The following is a 21,634-nucleotide window of genomic DNA, read 5'->3' on the forward strand; positions in this document are numbered from 1 at the left end:
TCGATCGCGTTGACTCCTGACAACCGCGTCCTGCTCGCGCTGCGCGACGGATTGCACCTCTTTGATCCCCACACCGAAGAGCTGGTGTTTCTCGTCCATCCCGAGCCCGGTGGCGTGGACAATTTCCTCAATGACGGCAAGGTCGGCCCCGACGGCGCCTTCTGGATCGGCAGCGCCGGCATCGCCCCCGATGGCGGCCCGGCCGGCGCGCTCTATCGCGTCCTGCCCGACGGCACCGTGACAAAAAGGGTGAGCGAGGTCTTCACCTCCAACGGGCTCGCCTGGAGTGCGGACGGCAAGACCATGATCCACTCCGATTCCCGCGGCCAGTGGATCGACCGCTACCGCTTCGATCCCGCGACCGGCGAGATGTCACAGCGCAGGCGGATCGCCACCCCCGGCCCCGCCGATGGTCGTCCCGATGGCGGCGCGTTCGACCGCGACGACTGCTACTGGAGCGCCGGGGTCTCGGCCGGTTGCGTCAACCGATACGCCATGGATGGCACTCTGCTGGCCCGCTACCCGATGCCGGCCCTCGCTCCCACCATGCCGTGCTTTGGCGGCCCCGACATGCGCCACCTCTTCGTCACCTCGCTGCGGCGCAAGGACGATGCGACGGACGCCTGCGGGCACCTCTACTGGACGACCACCCACACCCCCGGCGTGCCCATTCCCCCGCTTCGGCTGAGGCAAGGACGGGGTCTCACATGATGGAGTGCCGGACAGCCTCGTGCTGGAATCCGGTGAGATCGAGCGACATGGCGACGGTGCGGCTGCGTTCGCTCGCCCCCACCCGGGAGGCCCACATCATCGTCGCACGCGCAAATCCGAGCCGCTCATGGGCCGCGATCGCCGTCGCGTCTTCGGCATCGACGGTGGCCAGCATCAGTCGGAACCCCCGCACCCGCGCATGCTCGACAAGCGTTGCCAGAAGCGTCACCACCGAATGCTCGTCATCGGCTCCGGTGCCCAGAATCATCTCGTTCTCGATCACCGCATCGCCCCCGGGACGACAGCGGTAGCCGGCATATCCCACCAGCCGATCGTTCTCCTGGGCCACGAAATGAGCCGAGCCTGGACAGGTGCCCGCCAGTATCGCGCTGCCGTGGCAGATCTCGCTGATCCGCGGAAAATCGGCGTCCTTTGCACAGCGTATGAGCATCGCAGTCACCACCCTTTGCGATTTACCTCTTCGATGCTATGCCAACGCAACACAAGAAGTATCAATGCGCTCGATAAAGGATGCTTATGGATATCGAGCAATTGCGCACCTTCGACCGCGTCGCCCGCGACCTGAGCTTCACCAAGGCCGCCGCCCGGTTGAAGGTTACCCAGGCCACGGTTTCCATGCGAATCCGTGCGCTTGAGGACAGCCTCGGCGTGCCGCTCTTCACCCGCGGCCGGCGGGTTGCGATCACCGATCACGGCATCATCTTTCTCGCCTACGCCCGCCGCATGATCGCCGCCGCCCAGGAGGGGCGCGAAGCCTTGCGCCGCGCCAACAGAGGCCGCATTTACCTCGCTTCCCTGCGCTCGATCGCCACAGCCGTGATCACAGATGCCCTGCTGCGATTCCACGCCCGTCACGACGAGGTCGATGTCATCGTCCAGGAGGGCAATCACAATCACGTGATCTCGATGTTGCACGAGCGCACCGCCGAAATCGGCATCATCACCTGGCCCAATCTCGACCCGCTGATCCCCGAACTCTACCCGGCGCTGGTGATGCGCGAGAGCGTGCCGCTGGTCCTCGCGCCCCATCTCGCCGCACGCCTGCCCGCCGCCCCGTTGCTGGCCGAGGTGCTCGAACTGGTGCCCCGCGTCATCTCCCAGCGCTGGTGGCAGATCGACCCCGAGGGCGCCACCACCCTCGTGCGCCGTGCGCCAACCAGCATCGAGGTGCCTACGGGCCCGGCCCGACGCCTCGCGCTGGCCGGCGAAGGCCTGGGGTTTTTTGTCCGCTCCACGATCATGGGCGAACTCGAACGCGGCGAGCTCATAGAGATCCGCCCGCGCGATTTCGAACCGCTCTACCGCAACATCGCCATCGTCGCGCTCGAGGAAGAGGCCTTCTCGCGCCCCATGCTGGCCGAGTTCATCCGCGAGATCGCCGTCGAATGCGCCAAGGTGGGCACCATTCTCGACAACCGGTTGAAATAGCGCCCTATCTGGCGTTGGGCGTGCGCGCAAAGCTGAAGCGGAACGCGTCCCCGCGATGATAGACCAGTGAGTGAAGCACGGCCCGCCCCGTTGCCGTATAGGCCGTCTCCTCGATCAGCAGCGCCGGCCCGAAATCCTCCAGCCCGTGTTTTGCCGCCGCTTCGGTGGGCAGATGCGTGGCACTCGCCGCGGCCCGCGCCATCACCGGCTCGATGCCCCGCAAGACGAGCGCGGAGTTGACCGAGTCCGCCCAGTCCGCCGCCTCCCCGATTGCCCCCAGTCCCTCGCAGGCAATCAGGTCCAGCGAATAAACGAGGTCGCGCCCCTCATGGCCCCGGATCCGCGCCACGGCAAGCAGTGGCGCGCCATCCTCGACGCCCAGCATCGCCGCCCGGCGTTCGGTCGCGGGCACCGTTTCGAACCCCACCACCCGCGAAGAGAGGCTGTAGCCGCACGCCGCGGCCATCGCGCCCACGCTCTCGAAATGGGTGATCGGACGCTCCACGCTGAGCATCGCCCGGCCCGAGACGAACCGCCCCCGGCCATGAACCGCCAGCAGCGTGCCGTCTTCCTCGAGCAGCTTGAGCGCCTCGCGCAGGCTCGGGCGGGAGACCGAGAACCGGTCGACCAATTCGGCCTCCGAGGGCACCCTGTCGCCGGCCACAAGGCCCAACTCGGCGATCAGCGTCCTGATCTCCTCGCGCAACTGCACCGCCACCGTCGGCCGCGAACGCCCTCGTGCACTCATCGCCCATCCTTTCGTTTGCGCCCCGCCAGCCAATACACCATTGCAGGCCAAACGCCACGCCAAGGCAAGCCAATGCAGACGCCCGATCAAAACCATCTTGACAGACGTCTGACAAGTTAAGATGGTGCAGCGAGCCCGATTTCAGGCGCGCGCCACCTCCGCTCCGGCGGTATGGCCCGGCCCCTCTTGCGGAGATGAGCGATGTTCAATTTCGATCCAGACCGATATCTTTCCATCCAGACCGGCGCCGTCGCCGCTGCCGCCGAACTCAGGGCCCTCGTGGGCGGCCTGCTCGGCGCGGGCAAGGCCCGCATTCACTTCGCCGGGGCCGGTGGCGCCGCCATCCTCATGGCCCCCGCCGTGCGCCTTCTGCGCGACCGCACGACCTTCCCCGTCCATGACGCCATGACCGCCGAAATCCTCATCTCGGGCGATCCCCATCTGGGTCCGGAGTCCATCGTCATCATCCCCTCGCTATCGGGCACGACAGGCGAAAGCGTGGAACTGGCCGAAATGGTGCGCGCCAAAGGCGCGACGGTGATCGCGCTCACCGGCCATCCCGATACTCCGCTCGGCAAGGCATCCGATCACGTTCTGATCAATTTTGCCGAGGACGACACGTCCTGCGAATCCTTCTTCATCCAGTCCCTCGCCATCGCCCTGGCGGTGCTCGAAGCCAGGGGGGAGCTTGATGGAGCCGATGCCCTTTTCGGCCAGTTCGAAGCCCTGCCCACGGCGCTGCTAGAGGCCAAGCGCACTTTCGAGCCCCGCGCCCAGAAACTGGCCCGCGATTGGGCCAATCGGGACTATCACATCTTCACCGGCGCCGGCCTCTCCTGGCCGGAGGCTTACTACTACGGCATGTGCATTCTCGAAGAGATGCAGTGGATCCGCACCCGCCCCGTGCACGCGTCCGATTTCTTCCACGGCACGCTGGAGCTGGTCGAGAACGGCACCAGCGTCGTCATTTTCAAGGGCGAGGATCAATGGCGCCCGCTGACCGACCGCGTGGAGGCCTTCGCGCGCCAATACACCGACACCGTTACGGTGCTCGACGCCGCCGATTTTGCCCTGCCCGGCATCGGCCCCGACCTGCGCCCCCTTGTTTCCCAGGCGGTGCATTCGGCGGTCCTCGAACGCCTGAGCGCCCATCTCGAACATTTGCGCGACCACCCGCTCACCACTCGCCGCTATTATCGGCGGGTGAAATACTGAGCAAGGCTCTCGGGCGAAACCGAAATTCGGCGAAAAGGGGCAGAACGCTGTCAGGAAAAAGCGGTTTGCCCCACAAACTGATCCATGGGGCGCTTCCAGAAAAGTGGAAGCACCTTCCGGTTCGGAACCGCGACAGATCTAAGACTTGGAGTTCCTTGTTCTGATTCAGTCCGAACAGGATATGCTCTAAGGGCGTAAGCGCCCGTATTGGAGCCGACGAGGAGGGGAGGCTGAGCGATGGCGCATCCGTGGCTATGCTGCGTGGGGGACAATTGCATCGACAGGATCGGCCCGCCGGTCTCGCGTGACCTCGTCGGCGGCAATGCGGTCAACGTCGCGGTGCAGGGCGCCCGGCTCGGCCTGCGCGCCTCCTATTTCGGCGCTGTCGGCGCCGATCCCGAGGGCGCCCTGGTCCGCGCCATGCTCGAGCGGGAGACCGTCGATCTGGGCGGACTCGTCGTGCGCCCCGGCGCCACCGCCCTCACGGAAATCGGCATTGACGGGAACGGGGAACGGCACATGCTCGCCGAAAGCTTTGGAGCCTGCGCGGGCTATCGCCCTGACGCCGCAGCAATGGCGCGCATTGCTGCCGCCGGCCATTGCCATGTGGGCTGGATGGATGATCGCGGAGCCCTGCTCACCGATCTTCTGGCCCGCAGCCGCCGCCCGTCGCTTTCCCGGGACGTCTCGATCAACGCCCATCCCGCCGATCTCGACGTCGCGGGGCTCGATATCGCCTTCGCCTCGGAACCCGGCCCACGCGAGGCAGCAGTGGCGAGAGCGCGCGATCTTGTCACCCGGGGCGCGGCCATGGCCGTGGTCACCCGCGGGCCCGACGGGGCGCTGGCTTTGCGGGACGGCCATTTCGTCGAGGTGGACGCGGTGCCCGCCCGGGTTCTCGATTCCACGGGAGCCGGCGACAGCTTCATCGCCGGCTTTCTCTTCGTGTGGCTGACCACCGGAGCCATCGGAGAAGCGCTCGAAACCGGCGCCCGCACAGCGGCCCGCACCTGCGAGCACGCCGGCGGCTTCAGCCAGTAGCTCGCGTACGGGTCCTTACCTGGCCTTGTAGGCCACGCAGTCGATTTCCACCTTGCAGTCCACCATCATGGAGGACTGCACACAGGCGCGCGCCGGCGGGTTGTCGCGGAAATACTCGGCATAGACGCCATTGAACGACCAGAAATCGCGCGGATCGTCGAGCCAGACACCGACGCGCACCACATCCTCGAGCCCGTAGCCGGCTTCCTTGAGAATGGCGATCAGGTTCTCCATGGTCTTGTGGGTCTGGGCAATGATCCCGCCCCCGACGATTTCACCGTTTTCCATGGCCACCTGGCCCGAAACGTATAGCCATCCATCGGCCTCCACGGCGCGGGCGAACGGCAATCCCTGCTTGCCCGCACCCGTCTGTCCGGTTCCATAGCGTGTGATCGACATCATCAGTCTCCTTGGATTTTGGGCGGGCCCGCGCCAGATGAACCCCACCTGCACCTCGGCACCCGCACCCAGCGAAAAACAAGGCCCCCTTGTCCCGTCTGATTGGGACACCCAAGGGCTCCGGTAAATGCGGAACCCGGGAGCTGGCCCCCCGGGTCATGTCCGGCCCGATGGACCCGAACAGGTTGGACGCTTAATGCGCTTTTTCCATCGACACTAGCCCAGGGCCGCGTCGTCGGCCCCGCAGATCAGCGTATGGACCGTCTCATGGGGCGCCAGCTCGATCTTGCCGCGCCGGAGCGCTGCAATCGCCGCCGCCGCGCTCAGATCGGCGCGGATCGCAAACTCCGAGAGCACCCAGCGCGCCGCGTCCAGCAGATCGTCGTCCTCGACCAGTACGACCTGTTCGACATTGCGCGCAATGATCTCGTAGACCGCTTCGTCGGTTCGCCCACAGGCCATGGTGGCCACCCGGGTCGATGTTCCCTCGAGCGTCACCACCTCCCCGGCCGCAAGGCTGGCATGGAGCGTCGGGCTGCCCACCGGCTCGATGCCGATCACCCGCGCCTTGGGGTTGCGCGCCTTGACCACGGTGGAAAGCCCGGCAATCAGCCCACCCCCGCCAATGGCCACGAGGTAGACGTCCGCCTCGGGCACGTCCTCTAGCATTTCCAGCGCCACAGTGCCCTGGCCCGCGATCACGTCTATGTCCTTGAACGGATGGAAATAGACCGCCCCTGTCTCGCGTGCATAGGCCTGGGCCATCCTGTCCGCGTCGTCCCAGCGCTCGCCCACCACCTCGATATCGGCGCCCCATTCCTTGAGGGATTTGAGCTTGGCCTTGGACGCCTGGGGCGGCAGAAACACCTTGGCCTTGACCCCGGCGACCCGTCCGGCCCGCGCCACCGCCATGCCGTGATTGCCCCCCGATGCGGTCACCAGCCCATGGGTCAGCGTCTCGCGCGGCGTGGTCAAAAGCCGGTTCATCGCCCCGCGCGTCTTGAACGCCCCTGTCGCCTGCAGGCTTTCCAGCTTGAGGAAGATCGGGTTCTCCACCGGCCGGTCGCGCACGTGTTCGACCGCAATGGACGGGGTGCGCCGGATATGAGGCCGTATCCGGTCGGCCGCCTCCTCGATCATGGCCAGCGAGAGCGTTTGCGCGTGGGCGCTCATGGTCAGTCTCCGATATGGAACGTGATGGTCTTGAGGTCGGACATCTCGCGCAGCGTGTGGCGCCCGCCGGTGCGGCCATGGCCGCTCGTGGTGCCCGCCGCGCCGCCCGCCGGGATGTGCATCTCCCAGTATGAGCTCATCTCGTTGATGTTCACGATCCCGCATCTGAGCTTTTCGGCCTGCCGGAAGGCATTGCCCACATCGCGGGTGAAGACGGCGGCCGAGAGCCCCATCGGGCTCATGGCACACAGCCTGTCCAGCTCCTCGACGCTCGAGAATTTCAGCACCGGCACCACCGGACCGAAGGTCTCCTCGCAATGGAGCGCGCTTTGCGGCGGCACGTCCACGATCACCGTGGGCGCGTAATAGAGGTCCGTCGGCAGCCCCTTGGCGCGCCCGCCGCCGGTCAGGATCCGCGCGCCGCCCGCCACCGCCTCGGCCAGATGACTGTCCACCTTGGCGGCATTGTCGGCGTTATTGAGCGCCCCGAGGACGCACCCGGCCTCCGTCGAGAGCGACGGGGCCACCTTGCGCGCGTGGGCGACGATCCGGTCCACCAGCGCGTCGTGAATATCGGCATGAGCCAGCACCCGCTCGGTCGCGGTGCAGATCTGTCCCGCATTGCCCACCGCTCCGGCCACGATCCGCTCGGCGGCGCGCTCGATGTCGGCATCGGCAAAGACGATGCTCGGTCCGTTCCCGCCCAGTTCGAGAAGCTGCGCCTTGCCCGCCCCGCGCCGGGCGATGATCTCGCCCACTTCGGAACTGCCAGTAAAGCAGATCCCGTGTACCTGGGCATGGGTGACCAGCGCATCGCCCACCACCGGGCCTTCCCCGAGCACCAGATTGGCGCAGCCCTCGGGCACGCCCGCCTCGATGATGCATTCCATGAGCTTGACCGCGCACAGCGAGGTGGTCGGCGCCGGCACCCACACAAAGGCATTGCCCGTCGCGATCGCCGGCCCCAGATAGTAGATCGAGGGCAGCGCCACGGGAAAATTCCACGGCGTGATGATCCCGAGCGTTCCCTTGGGCTGGAGCATCGACATCGCCCGCTTGGCGCCGTCCTCCACCGGAAAGCTCGCGCTTTCGAGCCATTTGATCTGCTCGCCCGCATTGCGGAACGCCACCGCGGCGCCACCCGCTTCCCCGCGCGCCTCGCCGATGGGCTTGCCCTGCTCGGCGCAGATGATTTCAGCCAGCTCGTCGGCTCTGGCCTCGATCCGCTCGGCGATCGCCATGCAAAGCGCCGAGCGCTCCCAGATCGACATCCCCGCCAGCGCCGACCGGCTCGCATTGGCCGCATCGACCGCCCGCCGCGCGTCATCCTGAGTGCCCAGCGCGATGGCGCCCAGCGCCGCGCCCGTGGAAGGACTGGTGATCTCGAGCACCTCCTCCCCGCTGCCCGTTTCCCACTGGCCGGCGATGTAATGGCGGCCCACAGGTTCCGCTCTTTGAGCAACCTTGCTAACGTTGAGTCCCTTGACTACACGCATGTTTGATTCTCATCGAATATGTTCTATTTTGTTCGAGCACATCATATTCTTGGGCTTGGCGCAAGAACGCTGGCCGGAGTATGAGCAGACGAAACAGCGGGGCGCGGCAAGCGCGCAAGAACCTGCGCCTGACGGGTGGGATTGCGATGCGCAGAAAAAGGACGACTGATACCGAGCTGCGAGCCCGCACCGCGTCCGGCCGCCTGATCGGCCGCGTCCGCAAGGCGCGCATCGAGGAGCTGATCCAGCAGAACGGCTCGATGTCGATCACCGCCCTTGCCGCCGAATTCGACGTGTCGGAGATGACCATCCGCCGCGATCTCTCCGAGCTCGAGGCCCGCGGCCACATCCAGCGCACCCATGGCGGCGCGGTCGTCGAGCCCCAGGGCGATACCCGCCTTGCCTCCGAGGAGCGGTTCTTCGACGAGCGCCGCAACGCCAACCGCGCAGCCAAGACCGCCATCGCCCGCAAGGCGATGGAACTGGTCGGCTCCGGCCAGGCGGTGGCTCTGGACGTGGGCACCACCAATTACGAGCTGGCTTCGCTCCTTGCCGAGCGCACCGACATCCGGGTGTTCACCAACAATCTTCGGGTCGCGGCCCTCATGGGCCAGAGCCAGGCCGAAATCTACCTTCTGGGGGGACGCGTGCGCCAGAAGGAGATGTCACTGTGCGGCCCGGTCGCGGTCGATCAGGCCCGGCGCTTGTGGTTCGATATCGCCTTCATCGGCGTATCGGCCCTCTCGCCCCAGGGCATTTTCGATTTCGCCTTCGAGGAGATCGAGCTCAAGCACGCCTATATCGATCGCGCCAAGAAGCGCGTGGTGCTGGCCGACAGCTCCAAGTTCGACCAGACCTCGCTGGTCCAGATTTCCGGCTTCGACGTCATCGACGCGATGGTCACCGACGCCCCGCCGCCCCCGCGAATCGCCGCGGCGCTCGAGGCTGCCGGGGTGGAAATCATCCTCGCCAGGCCCGCGCCCCACCCCGCGTCGGCGGGTTAACGACCGAGCCGTTTGACGGGCCACGATGGCGGGGGAGCAGGCTTGTCCCGCTCCCCTCGCTTGTCAGATGTCCCAGTTCTCAACGTCCTCGGGCTGGCCCGACTTCACCGACCGCAGGATCGCGTCGTTGACTGCCACGTTGCGCAGCGCGTCGGGCGTGGGCACGAGGAACGTGAGATCCTCGCGCACCGCCTGCACGAAATGGCGCTGCTCTTCGTAAAGATCGCCCATGATCCGGCCATTGACCTCTGGCCAGTGCACCCCGTCGGGCAGCGACCAGCCGCCGCTCGCCAGCATCCGCAGTCCGCTGTCGCGCACGTCGAGGTCGATCACCCCTTCGGTTCCGATCACTTCGGTGCGCGCCCAAAGCCCGGTGGGGATCCCCTTGGGCAGCGTCCAGCCGAAATAGAGCTGGCCGACCATGCCCGATGTCATCTCGCAGGTCGTAAAATAGGCGTCCTCGGATTGAACCCCCAGCTTGGGCATCTGCTTGGAAACCTGCCGGGAGAACACGCGGGTCACGTTCTGGCCGCTGATCCACTGCAGCGCGTCCACGTCGTGAACCCCGAGATAAAAGCACACCGACGAACCGCCATTCATGCGCAGCCCGAGCTCGGAATTGGTGAACCGGCCCGACGAGCCGTGCAAAGGCTCACCGATCTCCCCGTTCCGCACAGCCTGGGCCGCCTGATTGTAGCGCGGATCGAACCGCAGGATCTGGCCCACCATCAGCCTTCCGCCGCTCTTTTCGGCTCTTGCCATTGCCTTGGCGTCATCGAGCGCATGGGCCATGGGCTTTTCCACCAGCACCGGCTTGCCGGCCTCGAGCAGGCGCACGGTCACGTCCCTGTGCAGCGTGTCGGGCAGCACCACGATATAGGCATCGGCCGCGTCAGCCGCCAGCGCGGCGTCGATATCGCGGTAATGGGTCGCCCCATAGCGACCCGCGACATCCGAGCCCAGTTGCGCGTTCATGTCCACGATCGCCGCGAGCTGGGCGGTCTCCAGCCCGCTTGCCGACTGGGCATGCAACTGCCCCATGAATCCGGCACCCACGATGCCCAGCCTGATCTCTTTCATCTCGGTCTGCTCCTTGTTCGCCTTCCATCCCGCCATAGGCACCCTGGCCCCGGACGATGTTCCACCGGCACCCTATAACGAACATTTCCAAACTAAAAGCATCAAAAATGGCACCCGGAAGCCAATCCGCAGATTCCGCTCGCCCGCAATGTCATGTTCAGTTTTTTTCGTTTTTCCAGCCCGGCGCCAGCACTGCCAGATACGGAAGCAACAACTAAAAATCGCCCAAAGACCCCGGATATCCTGACATTTCACGCACTTCCTTGCTCTGCTGACCAGCCGTCCCGGTCCCATGGGAGGAAAAATTTGCCACGTTCCCCCTTGACGAGTCGGACGTTCACGCTTCTTATTTGAACATATAAGAACAATAAATTGACAAACTCATGGATCTGACCGCCCCTCCCACCGGAGGGCGGAGGGCAACATCAGCGAAGGGAACGCATTGAAATGACAGTGAAATTTCAGGAGGGTCGCCGTCGGCACCTTCTCAGGGCCACCACGGCACTGAGCGGACTGCTTGCGGCGGCAGTTGTCGCGGGCAGCCTCGGGGTCTCGGCGGTTTCCGCCCAGGAGAGCTTCGAAGCGATCACCGACGAGAACGTCTATTTCCGTGGCTGGCAATTCCGGACCGACGTGGTCCAGGGCAATGTCGACACCTACAACGAAACCATGGGCGGCAACGTCGACTACGCGACGGTCACGGGTGACTATCCCGCCATCATGGAGCAGAACCTGATCGCCGGCGGCGAGCTGGACGTTCTTTATGCCAACCCCTCGAGCGCGGTGCGCTATTTCGAGGGCGGCTGGATCACCCCCGCGACCGCCCTGCCCAATTCCGACGAGATCATGGAAGACATGTATCCCAATATCCGGGAAGCATGGACCCATAATGGCGAACTTCTCGGGCTGAGCTATTTCGTCTCGGTACGCGGCACGCTTCTGGCCAATCTCGAGCTGATCGAGGAAGCCGGGTTCACCGAAGAAGACCTGCCGGCCACCTGGCCCGAGCTTTACGACATGGTCTACGCCCTCAACGAGGCAGGCGTTGATACCCCCTTCCTGCCCCATTGGTTCGCCGAATATTTCGGCATCTCCTGGGGCTTCGTCTTCGAGGTGATGAACCGGGGCGGCGTGGTCGCGGATGCAGAGACCAACGAGCCCATGCTCTCGGTCGACGGCCCTGCGGGCGAGACGCTTGCCGACTGGAAGGAGCTCTGGAACTCCGGCCTCGTGCCCGAGGAAGTGCTCTCTTACAACGAAGCGGCGTTCATCGACGCCTACCGTTCGGGCCGCTACGTGTTCAGCCCCCAGCAGCTCTATGATATCAAGACCTTCAACGACGAAAGCCAGTCTGCCGACGTTGCCGGTCATATCACTCTTCTGTCCTCCGAAGAGCAGAGCTGGGGGCTGATCGACAGTGCCATGTACATGATGACCAGCCGGGACCGTGCCGAAGATCACACCCAGGACGTCATGAACTTCACCTCCTGGTATGGCTACAAGAACGAGGAAGGCGAGTACGCCGTCGCCAACCGCTGGCTCGAGGAGAACATGTTGTTCTCGGCCTATCGTTCGGTCATGGAGAGCGACATGGCCCGTGAAGCCATCGAGAGCGCGGTTGCGCGTCCCGAGGACTATCAGACCCTGCTCGACGTCTATGCCACCACCGACTACCCGGCTGGCATCTGGAATGTCGTGTGGGCCGAGGAGTTCAACTCCTGGCTGCGCGACAAGCTCTTTGCGTTCCTTCAGAACGACCTGCCCGTCGAGGAGGTCATCAACGAGGCCAACGCCGAGATCGAGCGTCTCAACGATCGTTACGGTCTCTGAGGGCTGAGCACATATCGGCTCCCGGTCGCACCCGCGACCGGGAGCCGTTCTCTTTCAAACGACGATCGGCAGCTCAATTCCTGATCGTTTCCAGTGCAGACGTCCCGCCCGGGCAGCTCTCAAGCGTCAACCGGGCCGGCTGTCATTTGCGAAGGTGTCGGACATGAATGGATCGTCGGCCAGGCCGTCTCGCTCCTCCGAACCCACCCCGCACGGTGCGCCCAAACCGCGTCGCGAACTCTCCGATCTGCAGTTCGCCCTTGTGGTCACGGTTCCCGTGCTCCTGTTTCTGGTGGTGGTGGTTGCCTATCCCTTGGGATACGCGCTCTACATGAGCTTCCATGACATCCGCTTTTTCGGCGGGTATTCGGCGGAGTTCATCGGCGGCGAGAACTATGCGGGCGTCCTCAGCGACAGCGCGTTCTGGGGGGCTTTGTGGCTCACCATCAGGTTCACGATCGTCACCGTGCTCCTGGGGCTGCTGATCGGGCTGGGCCTTGCCATCGTCCTGCGGGATCTGCCTCCGGGCTGGAAATGGCTCCGGGCGCTGATCATCCTGCCCTGGGCGGTCTCGCCCTATGGCACTGGCATCTTCTTTGCCTATCTCGGCCGCGGCCAGACCGGGTTCGGAACCGCGTTCGCCAACGCGCTGGGGATCGATGAAGCCATCAATTTCATCTCCGCCCAGTGGGTCATCGAATATCTGGCGTTCGGCAACGCCTGGAACATGGCCCCGCTGGTGGCTTTCTTCCTACTGGCCAACATGCTCACCATTCCCAAGCGGCTCTATCATCTGGCCGCGCTAGACCGCATGAACCGGTTCGAGCAGTTCTGGAACGTGACGCTGCCCCCGCTGCGGTTCACCCTTTTCGTCTTCTCGTGCATCCTCACGGTGCTCGCGCTCAAGACGTTCGACTTCATCTTCACCCAGACTCAGGGCGGTCCGGGCAATGCCTCCTCGGTCCTGACCTATCTGATCTACCGCATCAGCTTCGTGAACCTGAACCTGGGCTACGGCGCGGCCATGAGCTTCTTCCTGCTGGCGCTGATCCTGGGCCTGACCGGAGCACTGTTCTTCTTCTGGGGACGAAAGGTATCGCGCTGATGACCAGGAAGAGATTTTCCATATGGCTGATCCTGGCGGTTGCGGTCGCGCTGCTCTGGACGTTCCTGCCCATGTACTGGACCATCAAGTATGCGTTCATGACCAAGACCGAGATCGCGAGTTTTCCTCCGCTTTCGTTCCCGCCGGCGCCCCAGCTCGCATCGTTCTTCAACATCTTCGGGTTCGACTACACCCTGCCCGACGGCACCGTGATCCCGGCATCCGGCCAGGCACGCCAGGTCATGCTGGGCCTTCGCAACAGCATGATCGTCTCGGTCATCGTGACCACGATCACCATGGTCGTCGTCCTGCCGGTCGCCTACGTCTTTGCGCGCCTCGAATTCACCGCAAAGGGCAAGCTTCTGGCCGCCATCCTGCTTTCGGTGTCCCTGCCTCCGGTCTCGACGCTCATTCCCTTTTATGCGGTCTATGTTCAGCTCGGGCTCGTGGGCACCATCACCGGTCTCGTGATCGTCACGCTCACCATCACCATTCCCATCGTGGTCTGGATGCTGATCGGGTTCTTCCGCAATCTGCCGCCCATCGAGCAGCTTGCCCGGATCGACGGCTTCTCACGGCTTTACACCTTCACGCGCATCATCGTGCCCATGGCGCGAAGCGGCGTTCTGGTGGCCTCGGTCATCGCGTTCCTGTTTGCCTGGAACGAGTACGTCTATGCCCAGGTGCTGGTTACCGGCTCACAGGCCGTGACCCTGCCCGCGGCGATGTCGGGCTTCCTCTTCCAGGTTCCCGAACCGGCCCATCTGGCGGCCAGCCTGCTCGTCAGCCTGCTCCCGCCATTCTTCATTGCCTTCTTCCTGCAACGCCACATTGCGGAAATGAACCTCGTCTGATCGAGAAGGAACACTCACCCCAATGGCACGCATCGAACTTAAAGACATAAACAAGTCCTTTGGTGAGCATCAGGCGGTCAAGGGCCTGGACATGACCATCGAGGATGGTGAGCTTCTGGTCCTGCTCGGCCCCTCGGGGTGCGGCAAGTCCACGACCATGAATATGATCGCCGGGCTCGAGGACGCCTCGAGCGGACAGATCCTGTTCAACGGCAGGGACGTCACCGACATCGCCCCCTTCGAGCGCAATGTCGCGATGGTCTTCCAGTCGTCCCTGCTCTATCCGCACCTCACGGCCCGCAAGAACATCCGCATGAGCCTCAAGCGCACCAAACTCTCGTCAGCCGAGATCGACAAGCGTGTCGAGGATGCCGCCACCACCGTGGACGTCACGCACCTGCTCGACAAATTCCCCGCCCATCTCTCGGGCGGCGAGCGCCAGCGCGTGGCAACCGCCAAGGCCATCGTGCGCCAGCCGGACTGCTTCCTGCTCGACGAGCCCCTCTCGGCGCTGGACGCGGCGCTGCGTCTCTCGCTGCGCTCGGAACTGGTCAACCTCCAGAAGCGCCTGCACACCACCATGATCTTTGTCACCCACGATCAGGTCGAGGCCATGACCATGGGCGACAGGATAGGCGTGATGCGCGACGGCCGGCTCGAGCAGATCGGCTCGCCCACCGACATCTACAACGAGCCCCAGACGCTCTTTGTCGCCGGTTTCGTCGGCGCCCCGCCAATGAACTTCTTTGACGGAGCCATCGAGGAAACCGCGACAGGCAAGGTCTTTGCCAATGCCGACATGCGCGTGCCCCTGACCGGCAGCGCCGCCGAGCTCGATCCGCGCGCCAGGGTCGTCCTCGCCATCCGCCCCCACCTGATGGAGCTGTGCGAGGAAGGCCCCGAAAGCGTCCCCCTCAAGGTCTATGCCATCGAGCAGCTCGGCAACGAGGCGATCGTGGTTTGCGACGGGCCCAACGACAACCGCATCCGGGTCGTCGTCGCGCCGGGTTATTCGGCACAGATCGGCTCGACCATCCACGCCCGGTTCAACGCCGACGTCGCCCATTTCTTCGATCCTGCGACCGAGCGCGTCATCCCCAAACTCACCAAGGCAGCCGCATAGATGCCCGCAACAGATCCCAACGCCCCGCTCCGCGTCACGATCGCCGGGTTCGGCCAGGCCGGCCGGTGCCATGCCGGCGCGTGGAAGGCCATGGACAATGTCGAGATCGTGGGGGTCTATTCCCTCCGGCCCGACCATGAGGCCGCCGACATCGCAGCCCTGTGCGGACCCGATGTTCCCGTCTTCGGCGACTACCGCCAGATGCTCGATACGGTCGACTCCGACTTCGCCAGCATCTGCACCCTGCACGACACCCACGCCGACTACGTGATCGAGGCGGCCAGCCGGGGCCTTCACCTTCTCATCGAAAAGCCCATCTGCCTGACACCCGAGGAACTCTTTGCCGTCCGCAAGGCGGTCAAGGACGCGGGCATCCGCGCGTTCGCTGGCTTCCAGGAGTTCCACTACGGCCAGCTTGAGACCACCATCGACGCGGTCAAGAAGGGCTATCTGGGCGATCTGCACCTCGCCCAGATCGAATATTACAACGGCATCGGCGTCTGGACGCCCCAGCACTGGTGGGCCAAGACCAAGGCCATCGGCGGCTCGTCCATGCTCTTCTGCGGCTGCCACCCGCTCATGATGATGATGAACGTCATGGAAGGGCGCAGGATCGCCGAAGTCACCGCGCTCGACACCCATTCGAGCTCGCACCATTTCGCCGCGCTCGAATACAAGGCCACCCAGGTGAACCTCCTCCGCTTCGAGGACGGCGCGATCGGCCAGGTGACCTCGTGCCTCGATAGCCTCCACCCCTATTACTGGCGCAACACGCTGGTCGGGTCCCAAGGCTCGCTGATCGACACCCGCATCCATTCGCGCAACATGGTCGCCGGGCTGGACACCAAGGGCTGGTCCGACCTCGCTACCCGCTCGATCAACGACGCCGGCGACATCAAATACGACATGTTCGTGCCCATGTTCGAGCGCATCCTTGCCAATCTGCGCACCGACGCCCCCATGCCCTATTCGGACTTCGACAGGGCCTGGGAAATGCACCGGATCCTGTTTGCCTGCGACGAAGCCGCAAGGACCGGAAAGCCGGTATCGCCGGACGCGTATCTGCCGACCTGACCCGAGCCCGGACATCGCCGATCACACGAAACGGGCCGCTCCCTTGCCAGGGCGGCCCGTTTGCTCATTCTCGGCTCACAGTGATGTGGAGAGACCTCGAGCGTTTCCAGGACAGGTGGAAACACTTTTCCGGTTCGGAAACGAGACAAATCAAAGACTTGGAGCTCCTGTTCTGATTCAATCAGAACAGGTATGCTCTAGCCCAGCCCGTGAGCCAGATCGACCAGCATGCGCGCCGCCTGCGTGACCTGCGCGATCTCGACATGCTCGTCGATGGCATGGGCCTGGTCGATATTGCCCGGCCCGAAAACGATGGTGGGAATGGCCGAAATGTTGACCATCTTGGTCGCGTCCGACCCATAGGGCACCCCGATCGCCCCGGCCTCGATCCCGTGCGCGGCACAGACCGCACCCATGCGGGTGACGATGTCGGCGTCAGCCGGCACGTCCATCGCCGAGGAATCCACGAACGGGTCGTGCACCGCCACCCGAATGCCCGGATACGCGCTCGCCATCTCGATCGCCACGTCGCGGAAGCGCGCCCACACTGTCATGCCGTCCTCAGACGGCAGATAACGATAATCGAACCGCAGCACCGATTTCGAGGGCACCGTGTTGGGCCCCTCCCCGCCGTGGAACGCGGTGCAGGTGAGCGTGGAGGGCCCCACAAGCGCATGGACTTCGGTGCGCGTCTCCATCTCCCGGTCATAGGCGGCCAGAAGCGCCTTGCCCGCAGAGATGGCGCTGACGCCCTCATGGGGTTTGGAGCTGTGCGCCGAGCGTCCGGAAATCTCCACCTCCCAGCGCACGCAGCCCTTGCAGGCGCGCACCACCCGCAGGCTCGTGGGTTCCCCGGCGATGCCCAGCGTCGCGTGCTCGCCGCGCGCCAGATGATGGAGGACGCCCTTGTAGTTGAACTCCTCGTCCACCGCGCCGACAAACGTCACGTCCCCCGGCGGCGGCGCCGAGGCGAAGGCCCGCATGGCGAGCAGGAAAGCCGCCACGCAGCCCCCGTCATCCACCGCACCGCGCCCGTAAAGGTTGCCGTTGCGGATCGTGGGGGTGAAGGGATCGGCCATGCCGGTCACCTGCACGGTATCGAGATGACCTTCCCAGAGCATGGCCGGGCCACCGGCCGCTCCCTTGGCGCGCACGATCAGGTTAGGGCGGTCGGGCAGCGCTTCGTCGAACTCCACCTCCAGCCCGCTCCGGGCGCACCAGTCCGCCAGCGCGCGCGCGATGCGCGCTTCGCCGAACAGGCGCGGGTCGTCCCCCGGCTGCATGAAGGCGGGGTTGATGCTCGGGGTTTCGACAATGACCTTTAGAAGCTCCCGGGCCTCCGCATCGCTGATGCCGGAATAGCTCATGGCTGTGTCCTCTGATGGCCGGGCTGCCGAACGGGCGGCACGGGACGAAACTGACGGGCTGGATGGGGACGGCTCGCTCACGTGGTGTAGACACCGCCGGTCACGTTGATCCCCTGCCCGGTCATGAACCGCGCGGCGTCCGAAGCAAGAAACACCACGAGCCCCGCGATATCCTCGGGCTCCTCGAGCCGGCCCAGCGGGGTCATGGAAATGTAGTCCTCGATCACCTCTTTGGGCGTGAGCCCGCGCAGCTCGGCCTCCCAGGCGACCTCGCGCTCCTGCATGCCGGTGCGCACGAAGCCCGGGCACACCGCATTGACCCGGATGCCCGCCGGCGCCAGTTCGCGCGCCAGCGCCTGGGTCCAGCCCAGCACCGCGAATTTCGACGCCGAATAATGGGCGAGCAGCGGCGCCCCGACCTTGGAGGCCAGCGAGGCCGTGTTGACGATCGTCCCGCTCTTTTGGGCGAGGAAATACCGCGCCGCGATCTGGTTGGTCAGAAACACCCCGCGCGTGTTGACGTCGAAGTTGAAGTCCCATTCCTCATCGGTGAGATCGACCGCGCGGTTCATGGAGGAAACCCCGGCATTGGCGCACACGATGTCGCAACCGCCCATCAGCGCCACGGCCTCGTCGAAGGCGGCCTGCACGCTGTCGCGCTTGCGCACGTCCACCACAACGGCGTGGTGTCCCTCGCCCAGTTCGGCTGCGGTCGCTTTGCCCGCATCGCTGTTGAGGTCGGCGATGGTCACGCTCACCCCGTGCGCGGCGAGCGCTCTCGAGATCGCACGGCCGATTCCCGTCGCCCCACCGGTCACCAGGGCGCGTTTTCCCGCAAGGTCGGTTCCGATATTGGGTTCCATGAAGGCCTCCTTACCAGCAGGTGTAGCCGCCATCGGCGAGCACGATGGATCCGGTCATGTAGCTGGCCGCGTCGCTGGCCAGAAACACCATGACGTTGGCGATTTCCTCGGGCTTGCCCAGCCGGCCCATGGGCGTGGCCTCCACCCAGATGTCGAGCCATTCTGGGTTGGACATGCCGCGCTTGGTCATCTCCGTGATCACGTAGCCGGGCGCCACCGCATTGACGCGGATGTTCTTGGGCGCGAGCTCGATGGCCATGGATTTGACCATCTGGTGCACCGCGGCCTTGGAAGCGTTGTAATGGGCCTGCGGCTGGGGCCGGTCTACGATGAAGCCCGAATTGGACCCGATCGCGACGATGGACCCGCCCCCGGCATCGGCCATCTTGCGGGCTACCGCCTGGCCCACATAGAACTGAGCGTTGACGTTGACGTTCATCACCTGCGCCCATTCCTCGGCCGGGATATCGAGCACTTCGGTATTGGGCCCGATGCCCACGCAGTTCATCAGGACGTCGATCCGCCCCAGCGCCCGGTGCGCCTCGTCCACCACCGCCTTGGCGGCCGCAGCGTCCGCGAGGTCCGCGCCAAAGGCGAAGGCCTTTTTGCCCGTCGCCTTGGCGATGGCCTTGGCCGAATCCTCGGCCTGCTCGGCCAGCACGTCGATGATCGCGATATCGGCACCCGCCTGGGCGCACAACTCTGCCACCGCATAGCCGATGCCCCGGGCACCCCCGGTGATCACGGCGGTCTTTCCGGCCAGGCCGAAGCGTTCAAGAGCGTTCATTGGGAATTCCCCGTGTTGGCGGACAGGCCGGTGTCGAAAGGCTCGGGGTCCATGAACCGCCGCAGCACGTTCTCGGTGATCCGCGAGACGTTGTTGTCATAGCCATTGTGCGAAAGCGCGCCGCACCAGGCGATCGATGAGGTGGCGAACAGGGCCCCGCCCGCCGGGGTTTCCCCAAAGGCGAGGTCGGCGCGCACCCGCTCGTTCTGGTCGCCGCCCAGATTGGGCGGGACGGGCCCGAACTCCTCGTTGACCAGCAGCATCATGGCCGAATGGTCTTCCGAGGAGGCCAGCCGCAGCATGTTGGGCGGCGAGCCCAGATCTGTGGTGATGCAGTCGAGCTCGATGCCCGCCGCGCCGCCGCCCACGAGCCCGAAATCGCCGATGATCTCGTCATCGACGCCCTCGAAGATGAAGGCCGCGCGCGGATTGTCCGCGTCCGGTGCCCGCCGGTAATAGGAGGACATATCAAAGCCCTGGGCGATGAAGCCCACACCGGCGATCACGTTCGGTGCCCGGCCGATGCGTCGCCAGAGCCCGCCATATTCGCCAGAGAACGAGTGGAAATATTCGCCCGGCTCGGAGACCCAGGGGCGAATGCCGTCCTCGGCCCGGCGCAGTTCCATGGCACCCGGCCAGGCGTCGTTGAACGCCACGCGCCAGTACCAGCCATTGCCGCCCATATACATCAGGCGCCCGCCGCGATCGATCCAGTCCTTCATCGCGTCCCACATCACGGTGGAGTGGTATTCGGGATGGGTACCGGTCAGGATGACCTCGTAGTCCTCGATCAGCTCGTACCCGTGGGCGTTGAGGTCCTCGTCGGTGATGACGTCGTAGTCGATCCCCTTCTCCTCGAGCCAGTCGAAGAGATGAGTGTCGGCATTGTACTGGTAGACCGCCGAGCCGTGCCCGCCGAGCCAGGAATGATATTGCGCGGTGAAGTTCAGGACCGGGCGCAGGCGCGAGGAATAGGCAACGCCCGAGCCGTCCGCATGGGTGTCATAAAGCGAGCCGCCCAGCTCGGGGTGCTCGTACATGTAAAGGTCCGAATGCCCGAAATGGACCATGCGGTTCATCAGGATCTCGACCCCGCGCGCCGTGATGTGCTCGGCGTGGTTGGCATAGGCGATGTACGAACAGGTCGGCGCCAGGAATGCCACTTTCGGGCGCTTGCCCCGCCGCGCCTTGTCGCGCGGCGGCACGACGAAGAACGAGATGTAATCCTCCCGCGTCGCATCCACGTCGCTCTCGCCCGAGCGCACGTGGAGCGCATAGGGCCCCGATTTGATGTCCTCGGGAAGGGTCACGCTGACCGAGACGTCCCACCCCGCGTCATAGACGTCGTCATGGTGGAAGTGGATTGCCCCGTAATGCTCGGGCTTGAGCTTCCAGCTGTGCTCCTCGCCGGTCCAGTTCCAGCCCTTCATCGCGCGGGTCGGCAGATTGCCCAGCCTTCCGTGCAGCATATAGGGCCCGGTGTCGGTGATGTCGGCGGTATCGATGCCTATGGAGAAATCCCATTTTGCGATCAGCCGGTTGCGCCATTCCGGTGCCAGCACCTTGCGCATCACCGCGTCCTGATCGGCGGCGGTCCAGCGCCCCGCCATGAGGATCGGGCTGTCGATTTTGCCGTCGAAATGCCGATCGTAACGCCCCTGGCCCACCGGACAGCCAGCGAAATGGAACGGCACGTGCGCGGGACTGACCGGCGCGGCCTGCAGCGTCGCGGTGCACCTGTCGTCCACATGGGCGTAAGGCCGCACGGGTTTCTGGTCGATCCCGACCGCCCCGGTGGCCGGATCGATCGAAACAGCAAGCCCGTACCATTGGCGCTCGACCATCGGTTTGGGCGCACGGACCGTTTTCGGGCCCGTTTCGGTTCCCACAGTCACGCTGACGAACCCGCCCTCACCGAGCCCGATATGGTACCCTGTGTCCGTCTCGTGGTCCCACTGGGCAAAGATCGTCTGGTCGTCCCGGCGCACGAGAGTGGGCCAGAGCATGGTAAAGAAGGTGAAGGGCTCATCGAGCACCGGCGCGCGGTCGACGACCGCATATGAACCCGCATCGATACGCTGCGGCTTGCCCGCATGGCTGCCATCGGCGTTCGAGGGGATATGGGTGAATTTCAGCCCCGGCCCTTCGGGGTTGCAGTCCCCGTGCACGACCCGCACGAGCCGCGCGTCGAACGTCTCTCCCTCCTCGAGGGTGACCATGAAATCGAGGGTTTCCCCTGCTTCGGCGCTGTAGCGATCCGGATAGCCCGTTATCTTGAGCATGATCTGGCCCTGTCCTCTTGTCCCTTTGCCCGG

The 21,634-nt window shown here is 64.9% G+C and carries 20 protein-coding genes; 10 read left to right on the forward strand and 10 right to left on the reverse strand.

What is annotated here, in order from left to right:
* Window positions 1-711, forward strand: a 711-nt coding sequence (locus EO136_RS11010; RefSeq protein ID WP_164730544.1) for an SMP-30/gluconolactonase/LRE family protein, incomplete at its 5' end; no start/stop codon positions are given.
* On the opposite strand, the gene EO136_RS11015 is transcribed toward EO136_RS11010, so the two are convergent.
* The gene (locus tag EO136_RS11015; protein ID WP_127144474.1) at window positions 704-1,162 is read right to left on the reverse strand and encodes a GNAT family N-acetyltransferase; all 459 of its coding nucleotides are present in this window, start codon (window positions 1,160-1,162) and stop codon (window positions 704-706) included. The genes EO136_RS11010 and EO136_RS11015 overlap by 8 nt on opposite strands.
* Before the next feature lie 86 nt (window positions 1,163-1,248).
* On the opposite strand from EO136_RS11015, the gene EO136_RS11020 reads away from it, so the two are divergent.
* On the forward strand, window positions 1,249-2,160 hold the full coding sequence (locus EO136_RS11020) for a LysR family transcriptional regulator (RefSeq protein WP_127144475.1): 912 nt from the start codon (window positions 1,249-1,251) through the stop codon (window positions 2,158-2,160).
* Window positions 2,161-2,164: 4 nt separating this feature from the next.
* Here the strand turns inward: EO136_RS11020 and EO136_RS11025 are convergent, their stop codons facing one another.
* On the reverse strand, window positions 2,165-2,908 hold the full coding sequence (locus EO136_RS11025) for a GntR family transcriptional regulator (protein ID WP_164730545.1): 744 nt from the start codon (window positions 2,906-2,908) through the stop codon (window positions 2,165-2,167).
* A gap of 201 nt (window positions 2,909-3,109) precedes the next feature.
* On the opposite strand from EO136_RS11025, the gene EO136_RS11030 reads away from it, so the two are divergent.
* Window positions 3,110-4,123, forward strand: coding sequence for an SIS domain-containing protein (locus tag EO136_RS11030; protein WP_127144477.1), 1,014 nt, complete (start codon window positions 3,110-3,112; stop codon window positions 4,121-4,123).
* Between the two features lie 237 nt (window positions 4,124-4,360).
* Window positions 4,361-5,164: a PfkB family carbohydrate kinase gene (locus EO136_RS11035; protein ID WP_127144478.1), complete on the forward strand. Its 804-nt coding sequence runs from the start codon at window positions 4,361-4,363 to the stop codon at window positions 5,162-5,164.
* A 15-nt stretch (window positions 5,165-5,179) separates the two neighbouring features.
* Here EO136_RS11035 and EO136_RS11040 read toward each other — a convergent pair whose 3' ends face one another.
* The 3 genes from EO136_RS11040 to EO136_RS11050 all read right to left on the reverse strand — a co-directional run bounded on the left by EO136_RS11040 (window position 5,180) and on the right by EO136_RS11050 (window position 8,178).
* Window positions 5,180-5,563, reverse strand: a complete 384-nt coding sequence (locus tag EO136_RS11040; RefSeq protein WP_127144578.1) for a RidA family protein — start codon at window positions 5,561-5,563, stop codon at window positions 5,180-5,182.
* A 216-nt stretch (window positions 5,564-5,779) separates the two neighbouring features.
* A complete protein-coding gene (locus EO136_RS11045; RefSeq protein WP_127144479.1) occupies window positions 5,780-6,736 on the reverse strand; it encodes a threonine ammonia-lyase in 957 nt (318 codons plus the stop codon).
* A gap of 2 nt (window positions 6,737-6,738) precedes the next feature.
* Window positions 6,739-8,178 (reverse strand): aldehyde dehydrogenase family protein, encoded by a 1,440-nt coding sequence (locus EO136_RS11050; protein WP_246018343.1) that lies wholly within the window; start codon window positions 8,176-8,178, stop codon window positions 6,739-6,741.
* A 200-nt stretch (window positions 8,179-8,378) separates the two neighbouring features.
* Here EO136_RS11050 and EO136_RS11055 point away from each other — a divergent pair, with 200 nt between their 5' ends.
* Complete coding sequence (locus tag EO136_RS11055; protein ID WP_206513314.1) at window positions 8,379-9,236, forward strand: DeoR/GlpR family DNA-binding transcription regulator; 858 nt, start codon at window positions 8,379-8,381, stop codon at window positions 9,234-9,236.
* Between the two features lie 63 nt (window positions 9,237-9,299).
* Here the strand turns inward: EO136_RS11055 and EO136_RS11060 are convergent, their stop codons facing one another.
* Window positions 9,300-10,316 carry a Gfo/Idh/MocA family protein gene (locus EO136_RS11060; protein ID WP_127144482.1) on the reverse strand — a complete coding sequence of 339 codons (1,017 nt, stop codon included), beginning with the start codon at window positions 10,314-10,316 and terminating at the stop codon, window positions 9,300-9,302.
* A 447-nt stretch (window positions 10,317-10,763) separates the two neighbouring features.
* On the opposite strand from EO136_RS11060, the gene EO136_RS11065 reads away from it, so the two are divergent.
* The 5 genes from EO136_RS11065 (at window position 10,764) to EO136_RS11085 (ending at window position 16,302) form a co-directional block, all read left to right on the forward strand.
* Window positions 10,764-12,146 carry an ABC transporter substrate-binding protein gene (locus tag EO136_RS11065; protein WP_127144483.1) on the forward strand — a complete coding sequence of 461 codons (1,383 nt, stop codon included), beginning with the start codon at window positions 10,764-10,766 and terminating at the stop codon, window positions 12,144-12,146.
* 163 nt (window positions 12,147-12,309) lie between these two features.
* Window positions 12,310-13,251 carry a carbohydrate ABC transporter permease gene (locus tag EO136_RS11070; RefSeq protein ID WP_127144484.1) on the forward strand — a complete coding sequence of 314 codons (942 nt, stop codon included), beginning with the start codon at window positions 12,310-12,312 and terminating at the stop codon, window positions 13,249-13,251.
* Window positions 13,251-14,105, forward strand: coding sequence for a carbohydrate ABC transporter permease (locus EO136_RS11075; RefSeq protein ID WP_127144485.1), 855 nt, complete (start codon window positions 13,251-13,253; stop codon window positions 14,103-14,105). The genes EO136_RS11070 and EO136_RS11075 overlap by 1 nt, the downstream gene beginning before the upstream one ends.
* A 22-nt stretch (window positions 14,106-14,127) precedes the next feature.
* Complete coding sequence (locus EO136_RS11080; protein WP_127144486.1) at window positions 14,128-15,228, forward strand: ABC transporter ATP-binding protein; 1,101 nt, start codon at window positions 14,128-14,130, stop codon at window positions 15,226-15,228.
* Window positions 15,229-16,302, forward strand: coding sequence for a Gfo/Idh/MocA family protein (locus EO136_RS11085; RefSeq protein WP_127144487.1), 1,074 nt, complete (start codon window positions 15,229-15,231; stop codon window positions 16,300-16,302).
* Between the two features lie 197 nt (window positions 16,303-16,499).
* Here the strand turns inward: EO136_RS11085 and EO136_RS11090 are convergent, their stop codons facing one another.
* The 4 genes from EO136_RS11090 to EO136_RS11105 all read right to left on the reverse strand — a co-directional run bounded on the left by EO136_RS11090 (window position 16,500) and on the right by EO136_RS11105 (window position 21,601).
* Window positions 16,500-17,669 carry a M20 family metallopeptidase gene (locus EO136_RS11090; RefSeq protein ID WP_127144488.1) on the reverse strand — a complete coding sequence of 390 codons (1,170 nt, stop codon included), beginning with the start codon at window positions 17,667-17,669 and terminating at the stop codon, window positions 16,500-16,502.
* 77 nt (window positions 17,670-17,746) lie between these two features.
* The gene (locus EO136_RS11095; RefSeq protein ID WP_127144489.1) at window positions 17,747-18,532 is read right to left on the reverse strand and encodes an SDR family NAD(P)-dependent oxidoreductase; all 786 of its coding nucleotides are present in this window, start codon (window positions 18,530-18,532) and stop codon (window positions 17,747-17,749) included.
* Between the two features lie 10 nt (window positions 18,533-18,542).
* Complete coding sequence (locus EO136_RS11100; protein ID WP_127144490.1) at window positions 18,543-19,319, reverse strand: glucose 1-dehydrogenase; 777 nt, start codon at window positions 19,317-19,319, stop codon at window positions 18,543-18,545.
* Complete coding sequence (locus tag EO136_RS11105) at window positions 19,316-21,601, reverse strand: N,N-dimethylformamidase beta subunit family domain-containing protein (protein WP_127144491.1); 2,286 nt, start codon at window positions 21,599-21,601, stop codon at window positions 19,316-19,318. The genes EO136_RS11100 and EO136_RS11105 overlap by 4 nt, the downstream gene beginning before the upstream one ends.
* Between the last annotated feature and the right edge of the window lie 33 nt (window positions 21,602-21,634).

This window comes from Pelagibacterium montanilacus (genome assembly GCF_003992665.1).
Lineage (GTDB): Bacteria > Pseudomonadota > Alphaproteobacteria > Rhizobiales > Devosiaceae > Pelagibacterium > Pelagibacterium montanilacus.